This window comes from Tetragenococcus halophilus (assembly GCF_001712815.1).
Taxonomy (GTDB): domain Bacteria; phylum Bacillota; class Bacilli; order Lactobacillales; family Enterococcaceae; genus Tetragenococcus; species Tetragenococcus halophilus.
In genome coordinates, this window is the sequence record NZ_CP012047.1 from 430,770 (window position 1) to 448,016 (window position 17,247).

Sequence of the window (17,247 nt, forward strand, 5' to 3'; positions counted from 1 at the left end):
CATTAAAATAGAATAATAATGTTCTAATTTTCCAATTGCTTATTTCCAATTCCTTTGCTATATTTAAAGATAATATAACAAAGGGGGCGTAAGTAATGGCAGAAACTCATAAATGTACAACGGATACAGTTCACTACACTTGGCACAAAGAGCATGAACCTATTTTGACAATTGATAGCGGTGACACGGTTGTTTTTGAAACAAGAGAAGTATCGGATAATCAATTTAATTTTCACTCAACGACAGAAGCTATTTCAGAACTTGACTGGGATTTTGTGTATCCTCTTTCTGGTCCAGTTTATATCAATGGTGCGGAGCCGGGAGATACTTTGGCTGTAGAAATCCTTGATTTGAAAACGAAACACTGGGGATGGACGGCGGTTTTACCTGGTTTAGGTTTATTAGCTGAAGATTACCCCGATGCATATTTACGTACCTTTGATCTATCAGATGGGAAATATATTCATTTTAGTGAAGATATTAAAGTTCCGATTGAGCCATTCTTGGTTACAATGGGTGTCTGTCCGAAAGATGGAGACGGCACGCCAATTATGCCTCCTGGTAATTTTGGCGGAAACTTAGATGTACGGCAGTTGACTATAGGAACGACACTATACTTGCCAGTGCAACAGGCTGGCGCTTTGTTTAGCTGTGGAGATGGTCATGCGGCGCAAGGTGACGGAGAAGTCTGTGTTTCGGCTTTAGAATGTCCCATGTATGCCAGTTTGAAATTTACAGTAATCAAAGCATCAGAAAAATCCATTCCTTCTCCACAATTTCAAACGAAGGGTGGTTTAATCCAAAAGGTCAATCATGATGATTTTTATGGCACGACAGGTGTCGGACCTGATTTAATGACGGGTGCGCAGGAAGCGTTACGGGCTATGATCGATTATGTATCTGAAACCTATAACATTGAGAAAATCGATGCGTATCTGCTTGCCAGTCTTTGTGTCGATTTGAAGATATCTGAAGTCGTTGATGCAGGGCAATATATTGTCAGTGCATTATTGCCGCTTTCTATTTTTAATGATTCACAGGAATAAAAACTTAGTAGCGCAGTACCTATGTCGATGGTATTGCACTACTATTTTGTAAAGTGTAAATGTGGGATAAATATATAAGCTGAGTAGCCAATTAAAGGAATTCAAATTTGAACACAATTGTGTTTACGATGAAAAGAGTACATGCTATAATTATGATAGAATTAACCCTAAAGGAGGGAATTATATGGCTACTATTACTGTACGTGTTACTGATGAAGAAAAAGACTTTTTAGATAATATGGCAAAGTTTGAGGGAAAGAGTTTGTCTGAACTATTAAAGACTACAACACTGTCATCTTTAGAAGACGCCTATGATGCACAAATTGGGGATGCAGCTTATGATGAGTATTTGAAAAATCCGCAATCCCATCCTCTGTCAGAATCATTAGAGGAATATGGCTTAGGAGAGAGCGAATGACTTTTCATGTAGAGACAACTCCTAGGTTCGATAAGCAATTAAAAAAATTAGATAAATTTGCTGCAAAAACTATACTTAAGTGGCTTGATAAAAATATTGAAGGAAGCAATAATCCAAGATTGATGGGTAAACCGCTCGTTGGAAATCACTCTGGGAAATGGCGTTATCGAATAGGAAGTTATCGCGTTATTACCAAGGTTGACGACGAAAAATTAATTATTTTAGCTTTAGAAGTAGGGCACAGGAAAGATATTTATAGAAAATAAAGTTGATCAAAAGATAAGATTACTTTTGGTCAATTTTTATAATAAGAAGGACGGCTGGTTAAAATTATATAAATGGCGCTTTTAAAGACTTTGATAAATTTAAGACAATATCGGATATGATTGTGTCTAAGCGAATGGAAGCAGAACTGCTAGATGTTAGAAATAAGATGTATAAGAGAGAGATTTTTTGGGAAAATTAGTTTTATAGTTTGGGACGAAAATATGTGTATAAGCAATCGGGAATTAACACAGTCTGCACGAAGAAGAAGTAGTAGAATGAACTTCTTCTTAACACCGATTACATTGTGAATTATACTATTTATTAGTAAAATACGGACTGTTACTGACTCGATCAGGCATAATCTACGTTCAAAAACATGCTTTTAGTCTATTTTTTTTAGTAAGAAGTAAGACACCTGAAGGAGGGATTTTTATGATCGATCAAGTAGCTCCCAAAACTTCTAAAGTTTCTAGTAAAGGACAAGTTGTTATTCCAGTTGAACTTCGTCGTAAACTAGGTTTACAAGATGGCGACCAAGTCACTATTGATGTTAATGATAATAATGAACTTGTTCTTAAAAAATTGCCAACTGCTTTAGATTGGCATAACTTAATTACGACTATTCCTAATGAAAAGGTTGATGTTGATCAAAATGATCATTATAATCCCGAAAAAGCTCCGCATTTTCATGATTAGATGAATGAAGACTAACTGTGATATTATGGAGCCATATAAGTTTACCCAAAAAAGCATTAATTCAAGCGAAAATTATTGCACGGAAGAACAAAAGATGAAATCAAAGTTGAACGCCAATGTACAGAAAGTTTCAACCAAAACTACTTATTTCCTGTTAAAAATAAAAGGGCACTTTATTAATTAATACGAAGTGCGTTTTTTTGTACATCCAGAAAGTAAAAAAACCGAGCCTTTAGAAAAAAGGTTATGCCAAGGGTTAAATGAGTTCTTGAAAAAATTTACCAATCATTCAGTATTAGTTAATTACTTTAAGAAATCTGGGTCTTCATAAGCTGGGTTTGGATATGTGTAGAATCTTTTACCATTTTGACGACCAAGATAACCATTTAAGTAGAGGGGAAATAACATAGAAGTAAACAAATAAAAAGAAGCCTAACACATGCTAGACTTCTAATTTTTCTTTTAGTGCTTCTGTAAGTGTTTCTGAGAAGTTGATACCGGCAGAATCTGCTCTTTCAGCAAGGTCTTCAGGGATTGTAGTGTTTTTCCTAACCACAGGCGTTTTAACTTTTTTAGCAGCGGCGATTAAATCTACGGTGACAAAACTAACAATTGCTTGAGGGTATTCTTCTTGTACAGTTTTTAGGTCAGAAGCTTCAGGCAGTTCCTCTTCATCATATAACATCAGCTCTAATGCTTCAGCTCCGTTAGATAATGCTTGAGGAATGCCAACACCTTCTGAAAGTGCGCCCGGGACATCTGGGAAAAGAACAGAATATTCACCAGTTTTGTTTTCACTATCGTCTAATACGGCAGGATAAGCTACAAAATTAGTTTTTACCATAGTGATTCCTCCTTAGTTTTTTAATAAAGGCAAGACTATTTTAGCCCTGCTTGCTTTAGGATGTTGTTGTAAGTGCCTGGTCTGATTTCGTCTTTTAAACTACTGTATGCCACTGTCACTTTATTACCTTGACCATTTTCATATCTATGATGGTCGCCTTTAATTCTTGTTTCAGTGAATCCATTTTTTTAAGTAGTTTAATGACTTGCTTAGCTGTTTGAGGCATTTACTCAACTCCTTCCTACAATTATATTATATACGCATAATGCGCATAAGTCAATGATGGATTGATTTGAATTGCTTATTCCCAATTCCTTTGCTATATTTAAGGTTAAATAACAAAGGAGGCATAAGTAATGGCAGAAACTCATAAATGTTCAACAGATACAGTTCACTACACTTGGCACAAAGAGCATGAACCTATTTTGACAATTGATAGCGGTGACACGGTGGTTTTTAAACAAGAGAAGTATCGGATAATCAATTTAATTTTCACTCAACGACAGAAGCGATTTCGGAACTTAATTGGGATTATGTTTATCCTCTTTCTGGTCCAGTTTACATCAATGGTGCGGAACCAGGAGATACCTTGGCTGTAGAAATCCTTGATTTGAAAACAAAACGCTGGGGATGGACGGCGGTTTTACCTGATTTAGGCTTGTTAGCAGAAGACTATCCTGACGCATATTTGCGTACCTTTGATTTATCAGATGGAAAGTATATTCATTTTAGTGAAGGTATTAAAGTCCCAATTGAACCCTTCTTAGGAACAATGGGTGTTTGCCCCAAAGATGGAGATGGTACTCCAATTATGCCTCCTGGAAACTTTGGCGGAAACTTGGATGTACGACAATTGACCATAGGAACAAAACTGTACTTGCCAGTGCAACAAGCTGGAGCCCTGTTCAGCTGTGGTGACGGTCATGCGGCACAAGGTGACGGAGAAGTATGCGTATCAGCTTTAGAATGTCCAATGTATGCTAGTTTGAAATTCACAGTAATAAAAGCAGCAGAAAAATCAATTCCTTCCCCACAGTTTCAAACGAAGGGTGGTTTAACCCAAAAAGTAAATCACGATGATTTTTACGGCACGACAGGCGTAGGACCAGATTTGATGACGGGCGCTCAGGAAGCTTTACGTTCGATGATTGATTACGTATCTGAAACTTATTCCATTGAGAAAATCGATGCATATTTGCTTGCTAGCCTTTGTGTCGATTTGAAAATATCTGAAGTTGTTGACGCAGGACAGTATGTTGTCAGTGCATTATTGCCGCTTTCGATATTTAATGACTCACAGGAATAAATTTTTATTCGATTAATTTATTAGGAATTCATCAAATAGACGTAAAATAGTAGTACAATATCACAACTACGACATTGTACTATTATTTTTTTATAATATACAATTATTTTTATAATTTATCATTTTTGATATCTAGAGTAAGAACGTTTCGACATCCTTCAATATCGTAGCCGACAATGTAGAATTCTTTGGATACGATGGTGCTCACGAATATTCATATAGCGCGACAAACAAAAAGAAAGAATGAGTAGCATCTTTAAGCTCCTAATGCTGCGTTGATACCATCTGTTTGATTAATTTGGAAATAAATGATTTTGCAAACGTCCTCTGTAAGTAGTTCAATTCTTTATATGATTTTTTGGATCAAAATGCTCTGGTATTATCATTTTTATCAGTTATCAATTAAGAGTAAAGAGTGCTCGCTGGTTGATAACGTTCGGAAAGTGTGGGGCTAAAGTCACTTTTCAATGAATATATAATTTCAAGGTTCTTATAAGAATTGTAAAAGTTCGAGCATAATGGAGTTGCTTTGAGAAAAACGTCCTTTTGCTCGCTCGTAACGTAAGTCCAGCTTATATGCATTGATTCTACTGTCCATTCATCAATTAATTAAAATCGTAATCATTAATATTTCGTCACGCCGCATTTGTGAGTCGTTTTTTTGAATTTCTTGGCCTTCAAAGGTAAGACACATGAGATTTATCGAGGTCGATCCTATTCAAGTACGCTTTTTTGTTAAAAACAGTATACAAGTAACTATAAGTCAGAGTCCTTTTATTGCTTACACAATTACATGATCATAACCTAGGGGATTTTTGAAATTTATTAGTTGTTACTAATTACAGTTTAAAAACATTTTATTTAAAATATTAATTTTCATTAAACTAATTCTAATAGATCTTTTTTTGTGTTTTAAATAATTCAGCTTTCATTTCGCTAGCTACTGCTTGCATCATGGGCACTGCTACAGAATTACCGAACTGTTTATACATCTGAGTCCGAGAAACAGGCACAACGAATTCATCGGGGAACCCCATTAATCTTTTACATTCAAGTTTAGAGAATAACCTTATGCCAGTTTCTCCTCCTTTTACAAAAGTTCCTGTTAAACGTTGGATTTTATGATAACTTGCTACTAATGTTTTTGCTTGCATAGTCGAATTTTTATCCACTAACTGAGGCTTGCCATCATTTTTTTTAAATAAATAATTATCTTGTAAATGTTTTGATATTGAATAGCCGTCAGGTGCGGTCTCTAAAATTGTGCCGACAGCTTTTTTAGAATATACGTTTCCAGCAGGAAAGTTAAAAGTATTTATTTTTAAATCTTTTCTCATACCAACAATTACTAACCGTTTTCGTATTTGTGGTAAATTAAAATTTTGAGCATCTAAGACTTTATAAAAAACATCATAGCCTTCATTAATAAGAGAATTATAGATGATATTGAAAGCCTCTCCACTTTGTATTGTTAACAGGCCAGGAACATTTTCAAGTAAAAACATTTTAGGCTTGTGATAGCTAATAATTCTTAGGACATCAAAAAAAAGTGTACCTTGTGTAGCATGTTTGAAGCCTTCACGTTTTCCAATCATTGAGAATGGCTGACATGGAAAACCAGCTAATAAAATATCATGTTCTGGTATATCTTGTTCTTTTATTTTTGTTATATCGCCTTCAGGTTTTTCGTTGTAGTTAGCTTCATAGGTTTTTTGAGCGTATTTGTCCCATTCTGAACTGAATACACAGGTAGAGTTTTCGTCTTCAAATGCTTGTCTAATTCCTCCTATTCCAGCGAACAAATCTATAAATTTTAATTTATCAGTCACTGAATCCACATCCTTTTGTTTAGTTACATTCAATCCAGAGTTAATTAAATATAAGCATTTTTTATTAAAACTGTTACATTGGTCAATATTTAATGAGCGTATTTTTTCATATAAGTCTTCCGATAGATATATAGTCTTTGCAACTTTTTTATTTTGGTTAGGTTTTCTTCCAGAACCTTTTCTATATCCGCCTCTCATATTAAAAACTCCTTATAATCTTTCATTTAATATACTCTATTTATTTTGATTTTGCAATTAAAAAAATCAAAATAAGCCCGTTTCTTTTTATTATTTTTAAAATATGAGATAATCCGTTAAAAGTGTATAGAAAGAGGGAAGATTATGAGTAATAAGTACAATAAAGGAGAATGGTCAGAATTATATGCATTTTTGTATTCATTGACTAATGGTGTAATATATGGTGCAGATGAGGATTTAAATAAAGATAAGAATATTAAATATAACGTTGTATCAGCATTTCAAAGTGACATAGAATATATGAGAAATCTAGAAAAAGAAATTGTAGAGTTTATAATCAATGGAGAAAGTTATTTCGTAACAATTGAGGACTTAAAAAATAATACAGAAAGATTATTCTATCAAATTAAAGATGGACGTGGGAGCACGTTTGAAATACCTGATATTGAAAGCCTTATAGAAAAGTTGGGTATCAGAACTTTGAAAGCTGGCAATAGACTGAAAGGTGACTTAGTTTTAAAAATACATGACCCCATGATTGCCTCGGAACCAGTATTAAGTTTTAGCGTTAAGTCGCATATTGGAAGTAAACCAACACTTGTAAACTCTTCAAAAGGTACAAACTTTTTGTTTAAGATTGCTTCAGCTTCAGGATCAGAGGAACTTTCAAATGAAGTTGTAGGTGAAATTAATGGTATTACAGGAAGTGGGAAAATCAAAAAAAGAATTTCAGAAATTTATGATAAAGGAAATACTTTAGAGTTAAAAGAAGTATCGTCAGCAGTTTTTTCAAGAAATCTCAAAATGATAGATTTTAAAATGCCAGAAATATTAGCTGCGTTATGTTTAGAATCGTATTTTGTAAAAGGGAAAAGAATCCCAGATGTTGTTGATTCATATGCAGCAAACAACTCTCTAGAGGATAAGGGACTAATTGAGTATAAAGTTAAGCAGTTTTTAATTGCTTGCGCATTGGGAATGGTCCCTTTGACTCCATGGGAAGGTTTAGAAGAAGCTAATGGAGGCTATCTAGTTGTTAAGGACGACGCAGATGTTCTTTGTTATCATATTTACAATAGAAATAAGTTAAGCCAGTATTTATACACACATACGACTTTTGATACACCTAGTACGAGTAGATATTCAGTTGGCAAAATTTTAAATGATCAAATAACTGGGGAAAGAAATTTTAGATTAAATTTACAAATAAGATTTTCTTAAAAAATTAGTTACGCTGACAGAGTTAAAATAAAGCGTAACAACTTTTTTAAGTTTTTTAATGAGGCTAAAACATAAGTTATTTTTATAATAAAACATCCAAACTATAAAGAAGAGAGACTTTTTTTAATATTTAGAAATGTCCTAATAATAATTCGTATGTTTTTTTGCTTTATCTTTATCTATGTCACTATTCCATTCGAAATTATTTTTAAATGGGTTAGATGTAACAAAGTAGAAAATTGCATCATTATTATAAAAAACAAGCATATCAAAAGTCATTTTGTGTTGTTTTTATTAAAAACGTTTATTTTTTATATTAATATGTCTAAGTTTCTGCGCAAAGTTTTTCAGCAATGAACTGTAAAGAATAATAAAGATACTTAGTGCATGTATAACTTCTTGTACAAAAAGTTATGTTACTTAGCTTATGCTCTCTTTTGCATCTTTCCCTAATTCATATTATTTTTTTCATCAACTGTTTTTAGAATTTTTTTTACACAATCATCTGTTTTTTTCAATACTTCATGACTTTCCCAAAAACGAAGGACTGTCCAGCCTAGCTTTCTTAACTCTTCATTCTGATATTTATCTCTAGCTATATTCTTTTCAATTTTGGAAATCCAGTATTCTCTATTTGATTTAATTCGTTCTTTTTTAGTTCTCCAATCATAGCCGTGCCAAAATTCTCCATCTACAAAAACAGCAATTTTATATTTTGTTATCGCAATATCAGGTTTCCCAGGTAGTCTTTTATAATTTTTACGATATCTAATACCATGGTGCCAAAGTTTTTTTCTCAACAATACTTCTGCCTTTCCGCCAGTTGATTTGATTTTTGACATCATTTGTGAACGGTATGCAGTGGTTTTCATTTTTTTTGTCATGGTTGTTTTCCTCATTCTAAGTAATTTTGGTTATAAAATACGGAGTTATGTCAATATTTATCACATTTTTTGAAAATATTTTTTCCAAAATGATGACATGGGGCTCGTGGGAAAATTTCTCAAAAAATGTGTAGAAGAAACCAGAGTTCTCCATCAGTTTTTGAACTTAACCTTGTGTCTGCAGAGATGTTACAAAAGTTTCTTTTTTAACTGGTTAGGTTCTTAGCTCCTTTAACTGGAGCGAGAATGTTTGGAAGTGTAATAGATCAATTTTATCGTTTTGGGAATACCAGTAGTAACTGTATCGGGTGAGCTTGATGTCCTTCATCAATTACCTCATAAATGGAGAAACTAACGGTTATTCTTTCATAAATAGCATTATAATCTTTTTAGAATATCAGTTTTCTGCTTTAAATTTTGTATATCCTGGTCTATTTTTAGAGAAAGGCTTGTCTTTTTCCATTTCTTTATTCGATGAATATTTATAAAATGTTTGATAATTCCATATTCGTACGTCAAAGAAGCTATATTCTATCCTTACTTATTCAATTGAAAAAACAATTATTTGTTTTATTGTTATATTGTTTTGCTGTAAATAGATATTCTTTCGTAGAATACCATAGCATTTTATGAAAATGTGTCTGCAAAACCAGTTTAACACCAGTTATTTAGTAGAGCAATATTGTGTCGATAGATATTGCATTACAGTTTTTTTATGATAGAATACCAAACGAAGAGCTAAAATTTAAGAAAAACTAGCTAATTTGTCAATATATATATAATAGTTCACATTTTTTGTAATTTTTTCTGTAAAGCGTTTTCTTTTTCGTTTATTTATTCTATAATAGATGTAATCCAATATGTAAGGAGCGAAAAAAATGGAAGAAAAAAATAGCTCTATTTCAGAGCTAAACGCTGAACGAGACGTAAACGAGCAAAAGAACCGTTGGAATATAAGCCTAAGTTCACAGACCTTTCCTGTTTTAGAAATCGAGCAATAAATGAACCTGTGGATTTAGACAGGCTTTGTAATGAAATTAGCATTGGAACAAACGTTGATTTTAATGAAGAGCTCTACGCTATTATACCTTGTATGAGTGAGTCTGCTTATACGTACGTTATATATCAAAATACGATAAAGTTAGTTGAATTAGGTACGGATACTATCTCTGAAAAATTTTTATATCATTATTGGAAGTTAGGATTTGCGGAATATAAACAAACGATAGAAGATTTTTTAGGCTCGAATGCAAACAGTATTCCATTATCTTGTGAAATTTTTAATTTTATGCCTTTTAGTATTTCCTCACAGCCGAAAAGAGATATATGGATTAATCCTGGGCGTATAAAAGAATTAAAAATTATTTCTGATAAAAAGACAGTCGTTTCATTGTTTAATAATTTTGTTTTTTATTTAGACCGTAAAGGAAGTTCATTTATGAACGGATGAATCGAACTTTTTTAGTGTACGGTATTGTAAAGCGTTATTTAGGTATTATGCCAGATGCCTTTAAAATGGGGCTGTTAGAGTAACTAAACATTTCTTCCTCTTACAACTCTAATCTCCCAATTGCTTATTCCTAATTACTTTGCTATATTTAAGGTTAAATAACAAAGGGGGCGTAAGCAATGGCAGAAACTCATAAATGTTCAACGGATACAGTTCACTACACTTGGCACAAAGAGCATGAACCTATTCTGACAATTGAAAACGGTGACACGGTGGTTTTTAAACAAGAGAAGTATCGGATAATCAATTTAATTTTCACTCAACGACAGAAGCGATTTCGGAACTTAATTGGGATTATGTTTATCCTCTTTCTGGTCCAGTTTACATCAATGGTGCGGAACCAGGAGATACCTTGGCTGTAGAAATCCTTGATTTGAAAACAAAACGCTGGGGATGGACGGCGGTTTTACCTGATTTAGGCTTGTTAGCAGAAGACTATCCTGACGCATATTTGCGTACCTTTGATTTATCAGATGGAAAGTATATTCATTTTAGTGAAGGTATTAAAGTCCCAATTGAACCCTTCTTAGGAACAATGGGTGTTTGCCCCAAAGATGGAGATGGTACTCCAATTATGCCTCCTGGAAACTTTGGCGGAAACTTGGATGTACGACAATTGACCATAGGAACAAAACTGTACTTGCCAGTGCAACAAGCTGGAGCCCTGTTCAGCTGTGGTGACGGTCATGCGGCACAAGGTGACGGAGAAGTATGCGTATCAGCTTTAGAATGTCCAATGTATGCTAGTTTGAAATTCACAGTAATAAAAGCAGCAGAAAAATCAATTCCTTCCCCACAGTTTCAAACGAAGGGTGGTTTAACCCAAAAAGTAAATCACGATGATTTTTACGGCACGACAGGCGTAGGACCAGATTTGATGACGGGCGCTCAGGAAGCTTTACGTTCGATGATTGATTACGTATCTGAAACTTATTCCATTGAGAAAATCGATGCATATTTGCTTGCTAGCCTTTGTGTCGATTTGAAAATATCTGAAGTTGTTGACGCAGGACAGTATGTTGTCAGTGCATTATTGCCGCTTTCGATATTTAATGACTCAGAGAAGTAAATTAAAACAAGTTAAGTTATTCAAAATTTAATAAATTTAGCTTTAGTGCTGGTGGAATGTATAATTTTTCTACCAGTACTTTTTACATTTGCAGAAATACCTTTCAAATAAAATTACATCTAACTGTTCAGGAGGTTGTTGCTTTGAAAAGCAACAGTATGCCTTTCAAAAACACAAAAAGATTATTTTTCACGAAAATATTTTCATAAAACCGTTTTCTTTTCCGGCTGTTTATTTTATAATAGATGTAATCTAAAAGTGAGGAGCGTAGTCAATGGAAGAGAAAATTAGCTCTATATTGGGGCTAAATACTGAATTTGGAGTAGGGAGGCAGACGAAAACGTCAGAATTTCAACCAGAACTGGAAAAGCTTTTTGCATTTAACAATCGGGCGATAAATCAGCCTGTGGATTTGAACCAGCTTTATACAGAAATCAGTATTGGAACTAGTGTCGATTTTGATGAAGAGATTTATGCAATTATACCGTATGGACAAGAAATTGATCACACATTTATTATTTATCAAAATACGGCGAAGATCGTTGATTTAGGGACAGACATTATTGTAGATCAGTTTTTGTATTATTATTGGAAAGTAGGATTTATAGAGTATAAGAAAACAGTAGAGGAATTTTTGTCTTTGAAGGTAAATAGTATCCCATTATCTTGTGAAAATTTTAGTTTAATTCCTTTTAGTATTTCAACCAACCCGAAAAGAGCTATATGGGTTAATCCGGGACGGATGAATGATTTGAGTTTTCCTTTTGGTCAGAGGGCGATTGTTTCTCTAGTGAATAATTTTGTTTTCTATTTGGATCGTAAAGCTAAAGCTATTTATGAAAAGATGCATAGAGCTTTTTTAGTTCATGGGATCATCAAACGATATGCAGGAAAAATGCCAGATGGTTGGAGAATGGGACTGTTAGAATATTTAGATGTTTCTTCTTCTTGCGTTATACGCAAAGCAATCAATGGACTGACTTTTCTAGAAATTCCTGGTTATGGAAAAGATTTTTATGGAAAGTGTATAGAGATACATGACAAGATGATCCAAGGAAATGAGAAGCAGCAAATTCTATCTGAATTGGAGATTTCAGAGTAATAAAATTTTTGCTATTATTTATACTCGACTTTAACCGAGTAAAGGCTAAAGCCGAGATTTTTTAATTTATCGGTTCTTTTTAAACAATTCTCTTAGACGCATGCGATAACGATGCCGGTTTTGCCGGGATAAGTCGACATTTTCTAACAAAGCTAATACCTTCTTTTGATCTTTTTCTTGTAATTGGTTGTAAGTCGTTAGAAACTCATCTAAGAAATCAACTTCAGAGTAGTTTGACTCTGCTTGTTGTAAATAAAGGACTTCCTCATCATTAATTTCATTTTCTTTTGGATCTTTCTTTCGTTTTTTGTCGATAATACTCCATAGTAAGAACCGATAGAGGTAGCTCACGTTACATTCTGCTTCAAATAAGCCTCGTGATTCATAAGGTTTGGCTTTTAAGAAAAATAGTAGCCGTAATTCCTGCATGTGGTCCTCATAATCTGGTTGCCCCGGAAAAATGCTACATTTACGTAACACTTTGTGGAAAAGTCGTTGGTAATCTTGTACGAGTTGGTTTAATTCTGTTGTTTGCATTGGATGTTATTCCTTTTTCTTATTATTCCTCGAGGTAGTTTCACTATAATCGGAATAATGAGAAGGAGAAAATTGAGCGGTGGTAAAAAATAGGTGGAAATAGTCAGAAAAGGGCCAAAGCGACAAGAAAATTATAAGTGGATAGCTATATAGTGAGATTTTTAAATTGTTGGTTTGCTATTTTAAGGGTAGTTTGTTCAATTTCTCAAGTTTAACGCTATTTTCATAGCTTAAAAATCATTGTTAGTAAAAAACGGTTCCTACTGCAAACCATTCGCAAAATATGATATAACCTTTATAAGGAGAGTGACCGTGATGGATATCAAGCCAATTTCTGATTTAAAAAATTATGATAAAGTGTTACAAGAAGTGGCTAATGGTGAACCTGTTTTTCTGACAAAAAATGGCAGAGTAAAGTATGCTATTATTGATACTGAAGACTATGATAAATTAAAAGTAAGTTTAGAAGTTGTTGAAAATTTGAAGGATGCGGAAGCTAGTGGAACTGTTGATATTGAGACAGCCAAAGAAGGGTTTCGTTTATGAGGTATCGTGTTTAATTATCTAATGAACGACTTAAAAGCGTTGTCTAGTTACTTAATACATAAGGAAGAAATGCAGTTGAAATTTGGTCAAAATTAACTGGTAGCTTTATTATGTAAGGAGCTAAAAAGCATGTATGGAAAGTACAGTCAAGACTATATCGAAGACGTACTCATTCGATTTGCTTATCATTCGACAGGAATTGAGGGAAACACATTATCTTTGAATGACACACGTATGATTTTACGATATGGTAGATTGCCTAGTGAACAAGGGCACAGCTTGCATGAAGTGTACGAAGTGGAAAATCACCGGCAAACCTTTGATTATGTCTTTCAAGAGGCCAAAGAGCAACAACCTTTTTCGCCACTATTAGTAAGAAATATTCATCGTTTATTGACCGACCATATTTTGGCGGACGGTGGACAATATAAAAGCGTGCAAAATTATATTTTAGGGACAGATTTTCAAACCACAGAACCCTTTGAAGTGCCTGTAAAGATTCAAGAATGGTGCGATAACTTAAACCAATCTTTTCAGCAAGCAAGGACGTTTGACGAAAAATTAACAGCATTAATAAAAAGCCATATTGAGTTTGAACGGATTCATCCGTTTAGCGACGGCAACGGTCGAGTAGGACGTATGTTAATTAATTATGGTCTGATCTTGGAACAAGCTCCTTTACTCGTTATTGAACGGAATTACCGAGATCAATATATTCAGTTTGAAACGAATCAAGACGTAAAAGGATTGGTTAACTATGCCAAGGAGAAATTAACCAACGAACAAGAACGAATGGATAATTTTTATCAAACAGCCAAAAAACAAAGGCAATTTGAAAAAGAACAATGGGAGAAAATTGATAATGGGGAGACAGAGCTTCCAAAAGATTTTTTCGAAAACGATAATTGAATATTTGAGAAACTAAATCCTAGTAAACAGTTCGATAACCCCTGTTTACTAGGATTTTTTTATTGATAAAGAATATTTGTTAAAACCGTGACAATTTTCTAACTCATCTCGTTTATAGATAGTGTAGGTGAACATTGTTTATTAAAATAAGACACCTATTCGAATTTCATTATTGTATAGAATATAAAAGTTGATAAATTATATCATATATGATATAATGTGTTTATGGATAAGAAGGTAGAATTTGAATTTTTAGAATTGGATAACAAAAATGAAGTCGTTGAGTTTATCAACTCATTACCCACAAAAGATAAGGCAAAATTACTGCAAGTAATTAGTAAGATAGAAACATTGGGTTTGACTACGGCTAAAAAAATGCAATGGATAAAAAAACTGGACAGCGAAATATATGAAGTACGTTCAAAAGTTGGTTCTAATATTCAACGCTGCCTGTATTTTCAAAAAGTAGGCAATCAATACATTATCACACATGGATTCACGAAAAAGGAGCAGAAGACCCCTAGAAAAGAAATCCAACATGCCAAAAACTTAAAAGACAAATACATGAGAGGTGTAAATCATGACTAACAGAAATACAATTAAATTTTCTGATTATCTTGAAAACGAAAAAAGAAACGACCCTGCTCTTACAAAAATGATGGAAAAAGAAGAACAAAAGTTGGATTATGCGGTTGCCGTAATGGAATTAAGAACTTCGTTGGGTTTTACTCAAGAAGAATTTGCTAAAGCAGTAAATAAACCTCAATCTACTATTGCTAGAATTGAAAATGGGAATGCTAATCCCACCATAAAAACCCTTGAACAAATTGCAGGTTCCGTTGGTAAGCAATTAACTTTTAGCTTTGTTTAGTTTTTAATACTATATTTCAATATAGCATTAGTATTTTTTAAATCGATAATGATTAATTTGAATAAATGAATTTTTTCTAGCCTAGTAAACAGCGTATATGCCTGTTCGCTAGGCTTTTTTATTTATTGAAAAAATATTTACTAAAACCGTGACATTTTTCTTCCTTACCTCGTTTATAGATAGTGTAGGCGGCGCTGCTTATGAAAAATAAATTACAGAGGAGAATGACAATGAAAAATCTAGAAAAAACAAAATTAACGGTTGAATTGAGCCAGCCGGGCGAGGATAAAACACTGAAGAAAAACTTTAACGATGTGGTATCTGAGCCTAGTGAATCTGCGGTATTAGCGCTGGGAGAAACTATGGCAAACTTAGCTCCTGAAGAAAATGAATTAGCTTTGGTCACTGAAACAGTTGAATATTCGCATGTACAAGACGCTGAAGAAATTACTGAATAAATAAATCATAGGAGGAAAGAATCATGAAAAAATTATATTTAACATTTTTAAATGAAGAAGGCAAAAAACACAATTTAATACCGAAAGTGGCTGCGGAAGATTTAACTGAAGCAGAAGTTCGCCAAGCAATGGAAGAACTACGCGACTTAGATATTTTTGATAAAGATGGGGTAAGATTATATCAAGAAATCGATAGTGCGAAATACGTCGAAACGATCGAAACCCCATTGTTTTAAGAAGGAAAAGCGAGAGGAGCGATCTTCTCGCTTTTTTTAACAGAAAAAAGGAGGTAAAGAAATGATTCCTAAACCGATTATTATCGATATTAGTGAATGGCAAGATCCGCAGCAGATCAATTATGATCAGCTAGCTGCCAACATTGATGGTGTGATTGTCCGTGTACAATATGGTTCAAATTATGTAGATAAGCACTATCAAACGCATATCAAAGAATTTCAAAAACGAAATGTGCCAGTGGCGGTTTATGCTTGGGTGCGAGGGACGTCTAAGGCAGATATGCAACAAGAAGCACAAGATTTTTATCAACGAGCGCAAAAATTTCACCCAACTTTTTGGTGGTTAGATGTGGAAGAACAATCCATGCAAGATATGCGAGGCGGCTGTGAAGCTTATCGAAAAAAACTAAAAGACTTAGGTGCTAAAAAGGTGGGCGTTTATGTCGCCAACCATTTGTATGCACAATTTAATTTAGCTACGGAAAAATTTGACGGCGTTTGGCTACCCACTTATGGGAAAAATACAGGACAATATCAAGGGGCAAGGCCAACCACAACAAATAGCTATGATATTCATCAATATACTTCAAAAGGAAAATTGAATGGTTATAATGGGGATCTAGATTTAAATCAGATCGTCAGGAGGGATCTGTTCTACTTTTTTCGTCAAAATCATCAAATTCCTGATAAAGAAAATCACAAAGAAGTGGAGGATATTGAAATGAAGACTATTACAACAACCGCAACGAAAGTAAAATTACGTAGCTCACCAAAGACAGGAAATAACGTGATTGCAGAACTTGCCAAAGGAACCCAAATTAAAATTAATAATATTGTTTTTGGCGATGGTTTTGTTTGGGGCGTACAGCCCAGAAGTAATGGAAATAAAGGCTATATTGATATTGGGAAGAGTGTTGCTTGGGTGAAATAGGAGTCTTATCTTCTGTTTTTGGGAAATCTTATTTCCCCTCTACTCTATTATTCTTCGTTGTTTTTATCCATAATGCCGCTATCGTAGTGTAGTGGTAGACAATCCTAGTTATTAAACTGATGGTAGAAATTTAGAAGATCTTGTGACTCACAAATGTTCGTTTTTCGAGTGCAGTGCATTTTCATCCTAGCACCTCTTTTTATCAAATATTTGGGTCAAAATCGATTTATTACCCAAATATTTGGTTTTGTTTATCTTAAGGGGACACTTATTAAAAAAAATCGGTTATTCAAAATTTTACGCAATAACACAAGTAACTTAGGGAAATTGACATAGCTAAATGAAGAAAGAGTATCCAATTTTGGGAAA

General features: G+C 33.7%; 22 protein-coding genes. 17 read left to right on the plus strand and 5 right to left on the minus strand.

Annotated features, from left to right (window positions below; all coding sequences use genetic code 11):
* Positions 1 to 95 precede the first annotated feature (95 nt).
* The 4 genes from AC806_RS02000 to AC806_RS02015 all read left to right on the plus strand — a co-directional run bounded on the left by AC806_RS02000 (position 96) and on the right by AC806_RS02015 (position 2,427).
* Complete coding sequence (locus AC806_RS02000) at positions 96 to 1,046, plus strand: acetamidase/formamidase family protein (protein WP_069028659.1); 951 nt, start codon at positions 96 to 98, stop codon at positions 1,044 to 1,046.
* A gap of 184 nt (positions 1,047 to 1,230) precedes the next feature.
* Positions 1,231 to 1,464 carry a type II toxin-antitoxin system RelB family antitoxin gene (gene relB / locus AC806_RS02005; protein WP_028790515.1) on the plus strand — a complete coding sequence of 78 codons (234 nt, stop codon included), beginning with the start codon at positions 1,231 to 1,233 and terminating at the stop codon, positions 1,462 to 1,464.
* Complete coding sequence (locus AC806_RS02010) at positions 1,461 to 1,730, plus strand: type II toxin-antitoxin system RelE family toxin (protein WP_028790514.1); 270 nt, start codon at positions 1,461 to 1,463, stop codon at positions 1,728 to 1,730. The genes relB and AC806_RS02010 overlap by 4 nt, the downstream gene beginning before the upstream one ends.
* Before the next feature lie 433 nt (positions 1,731 to 2,163).
* A complete protein-coding gene (locus AC806_RS02015; RefSeq protein ID WP_069028660.1) occupies positions 2,164 to 2,427 on the plus strand; it encodes an AbrB/MazE/SpoVT family DNA-binding domain-containing protein in 264 nt (87 codons plus the stop codon).
* Between the two features lie 442 nt (positions 2,428 to 2,869).
* Here AC806_RS02015 and AC806_RS02020 read toward each other — a convergent pair whose 3' ends face one another.
* Both AC806_RS02020 and AC806_RS11630 read right to left on the minus strand, forming a co-directional pair.
* Positions 2,870 to 3,271, minus strand: coding sequence for a type II toxin-antitoxin system HicB family antitoxin (locus AC806_RS02020; RefSeq protein WP_014123807.1), 402 nt, complete (start codon positions 3,269 to 3,271; stop codon positions 2,870 to 2,872).
* 35 nt (positions 3,272 to 3,306) lie between these two features.
* Positions 3,307 to 3,435, minus strand: coding sequence for a type II toxin-antitoxin system HicA family toxin (locus AC806_RS11630; RefSeq protein ID WP_231960522.1), 129 nt, complete (start codon positions 3,433 to 3,435; stop codon positions 3,307 to 3,309).
* A 192-nt stretch (positions 3,436 to 3,627) separates the two neighbouring features.
* Here AC806_RS11630 and AC806_RS11990 point away from each other — a divergent pair, with 192 nt between their 5' ends.
* Positions 3,628 to 3,870 carry a hypothetical protein gene (locus AC806_RS11990; RefSeq protein ID WP_197492663.1) on the plus strand — a complete coding sequence of 81 codons (243 nt, stop codon included), beginning with the start codon at positions 3,628 to 3,630 and terminating at the stop codon, positions 3,868 to 3,870.
* Positions 3,783 to 4,577 (plus strand): acetamidase/formamidase family protein, encoded by a 795-nt coding sequence (locus tag AC806_RS02025; RefSeq protein WP_197492670.1) that lies wholly within the window; start codon positions 3,783 to 3,785, stop codon positions 4,575 to 4,577. The genes AC806_RS11990 and AC806_RS02025 overlap by 88 nt, the downstream gene beginning before the upstream one ends.
* An 890-nt stretch (positions 4,578 to 5,467) precedes the next feature.
* Here the strand turns inward: AC806_RS02025 and AC806_RS02030 are convergent.
* Positions 5,468 to 6,604, minus strand: a complete 1,137-nt coding sequence (locus AC806_RS02030; protein ID WP_069028661.1) for a DNA cytosine methyltransferase — start codon at positions 6,602 to 6,604, stop codon at positions 5,468 to 5,470.
* Between the two features lie 144 nt (positions 6,605 to 6,748).
* Here AC806_RS02030 and AC806_RS02035 point away from each other — a divergent pair, with 144 nt between their 5' ends.
* Positions 6,749 to 7,825 (plus strand): HpaII family restriction endonuclease, encoded by a 1,077-nt coding sequence (locus AC806_RS02035; RefSeq protein WP_069028662.1) that lies wholly within the window; start codon positions 6,749 to 6,751, stop codon positions 7,823 to 7,825.
* A 449-nt stretch (positions 7,826 to 8,274) separates the two neighbouring features.
* Here the strand turns inward: AC806_RS02035 and AC806_RS02040 are convergent, their stop codons facing one another.
* Positions 8,275 to 8,709, minus strand: a complete 435-nt coding sequence (locus tag AC806_RS02040) for a very short patch repair endonuclease (protein WP_069028663.1) — start codon at positions 8,707 to 8,709, stop codon at positions 8,275 to 8,277.
* A 946-nt stretch (positions 8,710 to 9,655) separates the two neighbouring features.
* On the opposite strand from AC806_RS02040, the gene AC806_RS02045 reads away from it, so the two are divergent.
* From AC806_RS02045 to AC806_RS02055, 3 genes are all read left to right on the plus strand, one after another.
* Positions 9,656 to 10,159 carry a hypothetical protein gene (locus AC806_RS02045; protein WP_124006953.1) on the plus strand — a complete coding sequence of 168 codons (504 nt, stop codon included), beginning with the start codon at positions 9,656 to 9,658 and terminating at the stop codon, positions 10,157 to 10,159.
* A gap of 334 nt (positions 10,160 to 10,493) precedes the next feature.
* A complete protein-coding gene (locus AC806_RS02050; RefSeq protein ID WP_197492672.1) occupies positions 10,494 to 11,288 on the plus strand; it encodes an acetamidase/formamidase family protein in 795 nt (264 codons plus the stop codon).
* A gap of 274 nt (positions 11,289 to 11,562) precedes the next feature.
* On the plus strand, positions 11,563 to 12,390 hold the full coding sequence (locus AC806_RS02055) for a hypothetical protein (RefSeq protein WP_069028665.1): 828 nt from the start codon (positions 11,563 to 11,565) through the stop codon (positions 12,388 to 12,390).
* Between the two features lie 66 nt (positions 12,391 to 12,456).
* Here the strand turns inward: AC806_RS02055 and AC806_RS02060 are convergent, their stop codons facing one another.
* Positions 12,457 to 12,927, minus strand: a complete 471-nt coding sequence (locus AC806_RS02060) for an RNA polymerase sigma factor (RefSeq protein ID WP_069028666.1) — start codon at positions 12,925 to 12,927, stop codon at positions 12,457 to 12,459.
* Between the two features lie 315 nt (positions 12,928 to 13,242).
* Here AC806_RS02060 and AC806_RS02065 point away from each other — a divergent pair, with 315 nt between their 5' ends.
* From AC806_RS02065 to AC806_RS02095, 7 genes are all read left to right on the plus strand, one after another.
* Complete coding sequence (locus AC806_RS02065; RefSeq protein WP_083207542.1) at positions 13,243 to 13,473, plus strand: type II toxin-antitoxin system Phd/YefM family antitoxin; 231 nt, start codon at positions 13,243 to 13,245, stop codon at positions 13,471 to 13,473.
* A 129-nt stretch (positions 13,474 to 13,602) separates the two neighbouring features.
* A complete protein-coding gene (locus tag AC806_RS12190) occupies positions 13,603 to 14,382 on the plus strand; it encodes a Fic family protein (protein WP_069028668.1) in 780 nt (259 codons plus the stop codon).
* A gap of 225 nt (positions 14,383 to 14,607) precedes the next feature.
* On the plus strand, positions 14,608 to 14,970 hold the full coding sequence (locus AC806_RS02075; RefSeq protein WP_014123815.1) for a type II toxin-antitoxin system RelE/ParE family toxin: 363 nt from the start codon (positions 14,608 to 14,610) through the stop codon (positions 14,968 to 14,970).
* On the plus strand, positions 14,963 to 15,253 hold the full coding sequence (locus AC806_RS02080; RefSeq protein ID WP_069028669.1) for a helix-turn-helix domain-containing protein: 291 nt from the start codon (positions 14,963 to 14,965) through the stop codon (positions 15,251 to 15,253). Before AC806_RS02075 ends, AC806_RS02080 begins: the two co-directional genes overlap by 8 nt.
* Positions 15,254 to 15,483: 230 nt before the next feature.
* Positions 15,484 to 15,711, plus strand: coding sequence for a DUF1659 domain-containing protein (locus AC806_RS02085; protein ID WP_014123817.1), 228 nt, complete (start codon positions 15,484 to 15,486; stop codon positions 15,709 to 15,711).
* Positions 15,712 to 15,734: 23 nt separating this feature from the next.
* Positions 15,735 to 15,947 (plus strand): DUF2922 domain-containing protein, encoded by a 213-nt coding sequence (locus AC806_RS02090; RefSeq protein WP_069028670.1) that lies wholly within the window; start codon positions 15,735 to 15,737, stop codon positions 15,945 to 15,947.
* Between the two features lie 61 nt (positions 15,948 to 16,008).
* Complete coding sequence (locus tag AC806_RS02095; protein ID WP_069028671.1) at positions 16,009 to 16,878, plus strand: GH25 family lysozyme; 870 nt, start codon at positions 16,009 to 16,011, stop codon at positions 16,876 to 16,878.
* Positions 16,879 to 17,247: the final 369 nt, after the last annotated feature.